Raw genomic sequence first — 6,000 nt, 5'->3', positions numbered from 1 at the left:
AAATCAGTTGCAGCACTCTGGCAAAGGTTAAACGGCTTGGTATACCGTTTTCCAAAGAAAGGATCGTATTAAGCCATTGCTTTCGGCTAACCGCGAAATCATAGATTTCTAGCGCACTGTTAGCATTACAGGTTACTGCAAATAAACAGATGAGTAATATGTCCGATAGCTTATGTTTAATCTTCCATGCCTGTCGTGGATCTGACACTTTTTCTAATATCGCAATGAGATTTTCCATCTTCTTCACCTCATTGCCTTATATTTTCTATTTCTCTCTTTTTTCCTCTTTTTTTATAACTTATTTTTCATGAACATCCCCTGATCAGTACGTAAACGGTTATTGACCAATGGGGTAAACTATATTACAATAAGATAGAATATAGCGAAGGAGCACTAAATAGTGCTCCTTTGCATATGTATAGTTATTATCCGGAGAAAAAGTACGTCTCACCGGATAGAATAGCTATATATCCCTTAAAGGTATAGCTGCTGCCGGCGGCCTATAGCTTTCGGCCCAGCTAATGAATTAGGAAGAAGGTGAGAATGACAGAGCTAAGGATAAGAATAAGGATTGCGACAAAAACTAAACCAAAAGCGCTGGTGCTTGGAAATTGGTTCCAAGCAGACGAGGTAGAGGTTCATCGAGCAGTCAGCGGATGCCTCTCGGCGGTTGCCGTCGTGAGCTTGCCGACAAATCCGCAGGGTGATCTGCGGCACAAAACGGCAGCGTGCAACAAAATCCATATCGCCTACAGGCGATGACAATTTCGTGATACTTGGTATTGACATTTTAGGAGGATTATATATATGTGTGGTATTGTAGGCTATATTGGTCCCGATCAGGCTGCTCCCTTTTTATTGGAAGGAATGAGCAAACTTGAATACCGGGGTTATGATTCGGCGGGCATCGCTGTCTTTGACGGCAACAGTATACATGTAGAAAAAAGTGTTGGCCGACTGAATATACTTGCCAAAAAAGTTGAAATTAGTCCGCTGGCAGGTCATGTTGGCATTGGCCACACCCGCTGGGCAACACATGGCCGTCCCTCTGACGCCAACTCTCATCCGCATACCGATTGTACCGGCAAGTTTGTTGTTGTGCATAACGGCATTATTGAAAACTATATGCACCTCAAGGAAAAACTGCTGGCTAAAGGCCATAAATTTACCTCGGAAACCGATACGGAAGTGATCGCTCATCTGCTGGAAGAATACTACCAGGGAGATTTTGAGGCGACTGTTAAAAAAGTTCTGGAAAATATTGAAGGCTCCTATGCCCTGGTTTTTATGTGCCAGGATGAGCCGGATAAACTAATTTGCACCAAACAAGACAATCCATTGGTTATCGGCCTTGGTGAAGGGGAGAACTTTATTGCCTCCGATATTCCCGCCATCATTAACCGGACGCGCAGAACGTATATCCTGAGTGATGGTGAAATGGCCATTGTCACTAAGGACTCCGTGTGGGTGACAAACCGGCAGGGGGTACCGCTCACTAAAAAAGTATTTGAGGTTAACTGGGATGCGGAAGCGGCTGAAAGAGGCGGCTATGAGCATTTCATGATCAAAGAAATTTACGAGCAGCCTAAGGCTGTCCGGGAAACCATGACCGGACGGATCGCCAAGGATGACAATGGTATAAACTTTGAGGAACTGCAATGGCTTAAGGAAGATGTCACAGCCATTAAAAAGATCGCTGTTGTTGCCTGCGGCACGGCCTATCATGCCGGAATCGTCGGCAAATATCTGATCGAAAACCTGGCCCGCATTCCGGTAGAAGTCGATGTGGCTTCCGAATTCCGGTATCGTTCACCGCTTATTGACGATCAGACGTTAACGCTTATAATCAGCCAGTCTGGCGAAACACTGGATACACTGGCCGCATTAAAGGAAGCTAAAAAATTGGGATCGCGCGTACTTGCCGTTACCAATGTGGTCGGTTCCTCTATCGCCCGCGAGGCTGATCAGGTTATCTATACCTGGGCCGGTCCGGAGATCGCGGTAGCTTCAACCAAGGCATATACCACCCAGCTTATTATTATGGCTATGCTGGCCATTTATATGGGATCGCTCAAGGGCACGCTGCCCCAGGCCAGAGCCCGCGAACTTTGCCAGGAACTGCGCAACTTGCCGAGTCAAGTCCATGAATTGCTGGAAGACGTTGAACCCATTAAAACCTTTGCCCAGAAATACGGCTTTAACGAAGACGTATTCTTCCTTGGCCGTTCCCTGGACTATGCCGTAGCCCTCGAAGGTTCTCTCAAACTCAAAGAAATTTCCTATATTCATGCCGAAGCATACGCCGCCGGCGAACTCAAACACGGTACCCTGGCACTGATCATCGAGGGAGTGCCGGTCATCGCCTTAGCTACCCAAAAAGATGTTTATGACAAAATGCTCAGCAATATCAAGGAAGTGAAAGCCCGGGATGCCGTTGTCATCGGGATTGGGCTCAAAGGCGACAAAGAGATTGAAAAACATGTTGACCATACCATCTATATTCCGGCAACGGATAAATTCCTGACACCCATTCTCTCCGTCATACCACTGCAATTACTGGCTTACTATGCTGCGGTAACGCGTGGCTGCGACGTGGATAAACCGAGAAATTTGGCCAAAAGCGTGACAGTGGAATAAGAAGCTTGGAAAAGACACCACCTCAGGTTGAACTGAGTCAATAAAAACGAAGATTGCTAAATACCCTCAGTTATAGAATAAGCAAACTATAACTGGGGGTATTAGTATGTCGGGTCAAAAGAAAACGAAACATTTTGATGGGAAGCAAAATGAGCGTCTCTTTGCTTCTCCTATCGCGTGAAAAAGATTTCCTCCACCATGGAAAACGCCTCAAGCAGCCGGAACTTTGTCGGTCAAGCTGCTTGAGGCGTTTTTATTATCGAAGATTTGCTGATTTATATACAACGTGTTAAAGATTTGTGCAGGCGGGTGGTGTGTTGGCAAAAGCGGAAGTCAAACGCCAGTGGTGGAGCGTTGTCAATGCACCGCCCACCTGCGCCTGCAGTATTCTTTAAGGCGGAATATATAGATTCAATTATACCAATAATTTTAATTGACTCAAGTACTAGATAAATATAATCCCAAACGGTTTCCTCTTGTTCGGACTCTCGGTAACAGACTTTTTGCCTGCCGGATGGCCAATAATCAGCGGTGCAACTAATGCGTACTTTTCCGGAATTCCGAGTTCCTTTTTTACCATTGGGTCAGCGAATATATTATGGGCTTCCCCAATCCAGCAGCACCCGAGCCCCTCTTCCTCGGCAAGAAGATGGAGATTGCCGGCAACCATGCTGCAATCATAAATGTACCAGTAGGATTCGGTGATTAAACTGAATTCCGTCTAAAATAGATACCCCAAAGACCTCCGTAATGAAAAGAAGGGATAAATGGTAAAAGGCGCACTCAAAATTGGCCTTTTACCTCTGGACTGGAATTACTATTCCTTCCTGCTGATAACGTGCATAAATTCTTTTAATAAATTGGTGACGAATTAAGGACTGATCCGTTACGGTTTTGACTCGCAATATAACATTGAAGTTGATACCGTACTCGCCAAAACTGCAGTATCGAACTAATGGTTGAACCCCTTTTACGCCTCCTTGGGTTTCTTCGAGGACTTCTTTGGCAACTGCGGCGGTAACTTTCTCCACATGGTCCAAATCACTTTCATAACTGACTCCTATGGGAATAGAAATAGAACATTCCGCGAAAGGCTGCGCATAATTAGTAATTATAGAAGAAGCAATATTTTTGTTGGGTACTACTACCATATTCTCAGTCGGAGTTTTTATTGTTGTATTGCGCCAGTTCATATCTACCACATGGCCTTCTTCGCCCGTGGAGAGTTTGATAAAATCACCTATCTTGATTTGTTTGGACAGCAGGGTGTTGATACCGGAAAATAAATTTGCCAAAGTGTCCTGTAATGCCAAAGCGGTAGCCAAACCGCCAACGCCCAAAGCGGTAATAAGTGGTGAAATGGAAACTCCTAAGGATTCCAGCAACACCAATGCGCCGATGGCGTAAACAGTCAGGTCAATTGTTGTAACTAAGATCGAAGTAGAAGCATAATATTCAGAACTTTTCCCTAGTTTATACTTAAGATACCCAGAGGCCAGGTGGGCTACCATAAGGGTCAAGATCATAATGACAACAGAATGGAACAAATGGTGGAGAAATTGCATCGGTCCCGGTGGAATATCCAGAAATTCCATAGCCATGTAGATACCAATGAGAATGCCTAGTAAGGTGGGTATTCCTCTAAATGTTTGCTGTAATAGGAAGTAAGAGATATTTGCTCCTTTTGCAATTATTTTGAGTATCCTAGTACATATCCACTGAAGCATGATAATACCTAGTCCCAGGCAAATAATGAAAACTACTAAATGCGTTTCAAAGCGACCGTGTATAATTTGATTTACTATTTCATTGAAAAAATTTAACATACTTTCCTCCTATGACAAAAAGTAATTATAGATACTTATTTTTAGAATTTCCTTAGAAATGGAAAAAGCCACCCCCGTAGGATGCGATTTCGAGGAAGCGCAGAGACGTCCCCATTTGTCTCCTAGCAGGACTTAGCCATCTTCTAATAGAAAATAGTCATAACTTATTGAGGCAGTTATGGCTATTTTTATTTTTAACATTATGGTGTGTTCGTTCTATCTTTCTGGCAACGGTAGTCGTGGCGGCGAATTTTGTCAACTTATTCGCTCGTTCACAATAGTATAGCGGATTTGTTAAAGTTTGTACGAAAGGAGATTTTTATGGTTAAAAAAAGGCAATTAAGAATGAAAAAAGTCGGCTTAGAGCATCTTGAGCAGTACAACCAACTGTTACGATATGTGTTTCAAGTAACCGATGCCGATCTGCGCAAGGTTGGCTGGGAAGAACGGGACATCGTTCACGCCAAATCACCGACTTTGGAACAGGCCGATGTGTGGGGATGGTTTGACGGCGATAAACTAGTGTCTCAAGTGGCGGTTTATCCGTTCCAGGTCCGGATATTCAATAAAACTTACGACATGGGGGGGCTTACCGGTGTCGGTACTTTCCCAGAATACTCCAATCAAGGCTTAATGCACAAACTGCTGTATCAGGCCCTGGAAAAAATGAGAGAGAAAAAGCAGTCGATTTCTTACCTGTATCCCTACTCGATTCCTTACTATCGCCGAAAGGGATGGGAGATTATTTCCGACAAAATAACTTTTGAAGTGAAGGATTATCAGCTGCCGAAAAATAAACAGGTTGCCGGAGAAGTAGGGAGGGTTGGTATCGAAAGCGACGATGTAAAAAAAGCGTATAAACGTTTTGCCCTTCAAACCCATGGGGCCATGCTGCGCGATGATCTGGCCTGGGATGAATACTGGCGGTGGGATCTGGATGACCTGATGGCCGCTGTTTATTACAGTGACGACGGGCAGCCGGCCGGCTATGTTCTCTACTGGATCGCGGACGAAATTTTCCATATCAAAGATATGATCTTCGTAAATGAAGAAGCTCGCAGCGGGCTTTGGAATTTTATCAGCGCCCACTTTTCCATGATCTCCAAGGTCGTAGGCAATATTCATACAGATGAGCCGCTGGCGTTTTTACTGGAGGACGCTGATATCAAGGAAGTCATCTCACCTTATTATATGGCCCGAATAGTGGATGTGGAGCAGTTTATTGCCCAATATCCCTTTAAGCCGGATACAAGAGAGCGAGAATGGACCTTTAACCTGGATGATCCGCTGCTTTCATGGAACCAGGGACCCTTTACATTGCGCATCGATCCGGCTGGAAACGGTGAAATCTTTCGCACGGCAGAGCGCAGTGGCGCAAGGATAGATATTCAAACCATGACAACCATGCTATTGGGGTACAAGCGTCCGGATTATTTGCATAAGATTGGACGCATTGCCTGCAGCCCGGAAATGGTAGATATGCTGGAGGATGCGATTGAGCAACAGACACCTTATTTTTCGGACTATTTCTAGGGAA

Annotated in this window: 5 protein-coding genes; 2 read left to right on the top strand and 3 right to left on the bottom strand. The window is 44.6% G+C overall.

The window, feature by feature from the left end; all coding sequences use genetic code 11:
* Window positions 1-238, bottom strand: a 238-nt coding sequence (locus tag BLR65_RS11305) for a transposase family protein (protein WP_143122556.1), incomplete at its 3' end; no start/stop codon positions are given.
* Window positions 239-807: 569 nt separating this feature from the next.
* Between BLR65_RS11305 and glmS the strand changes: the two genes are divergently transcribed.
* Window positions 808-2,637, top strand: coding sequence for a glutamine--fructose-6-phosphate transaminase (isomerizing) (gene glmS, locus BLR65_RS11295; protein ID WP_093794288.1), 1,830 nt, complete (start codon window positions 808-810; stop codon window positions 2,635-2,637).
* Window positions 2,638-3,082: 445 nt separating this feature from the next.
* On the opposite strand, the gene BLR65_RS11290 is transcribed toward glmS, so the two are convergent.
* Window positions 3,083-3,307: a nitroreductase family protein gene (locus BLR65_RS11290; protein WP_093794287.1), complete on the bottom strand. Its 225-nt coding sequence runs from the start codon at window positions 3,305-3,307 to the stop codon at window positions 3,083-3,085.
* 127 nt (window positions 3,308-3,434) lie between these two features.
* Window positions 3,435-4,463 (bottom strand): mechanosensitive ion channel family protein, encoded by a 1,029-nt coding sequence (locus tag BLR65_RS11285; RefSeq protein WP_093794286.1) that lies wholly within the window; start codon window positions 4,461-4,463, stop codon window positions 3,435-3,437.
* 321 nt (window positions 4,464-4,784) lie between these two features.
* Here BLR65_RS11285 and BLR65_RS11280 point away from each other — a divergent pair, with 321 nt between their 5' ends.
* Window positions 4,785-5,996 carry a GNAT family N-acetyltransferase gene (locus tag BLR65_RS11280; protein WP_093794285.1) on the top strand — a complete coding sequence of 404 codons (1,212 nt, stop codon included), beginning with the start codon at window positions 4,785-4,787 and terminating at the stop codon, window positions 5,994-5,996.
* Window positions 5,997-6,000 lie beyond the last annotated feature (4 nt).

Origin of the sequence: Sporomusa acidovorans (genome assembly GCF_900101845.1) — a bacterium.
Taxonomy (GTDB): Bacteria; Bacillota; Negativicutes; order Sporomusales; family Sporomusaceae; genus Sporomusa; species Sporomusa acidovorans.
Note: the sequence above shows the minus strand (reverse complement) of the source record. Positions and strands in the feature narration are given on the sequence as shown.

Bases quoted from the DNA above. Each gene is read 5' to 3' on its own strand.
- BLR65_RS11280 (WP_093794285.1), top strand. From the start codon at position 4,785: ATGGTTAAAAAAAGGCAATTAAGAATGAAAAAAGTCGGCTTAGAGCAT.
- glmS (WP_093794288.1), top strand. From the start codon at position 808: ATGTGTGGTATTGTAGGCTATATTGGTCCCGATCAGGCTGCTCCCTTT.
- BLR65_RS11290 (WP_093794287.1), bottom strand. From the start codon at position 3,307: ATGGTTGCCGGCAATCTCCATCTTCTTGCCGAGGAAGAGGGGCTCGGG.
- BLR65_RS11285 (WP_093794286.1), bottom strand. From the start codon at position 4,463: ATGTTAAATTTTTTCAATGAAATAGTAAATCAAATTATACACGGTCGC.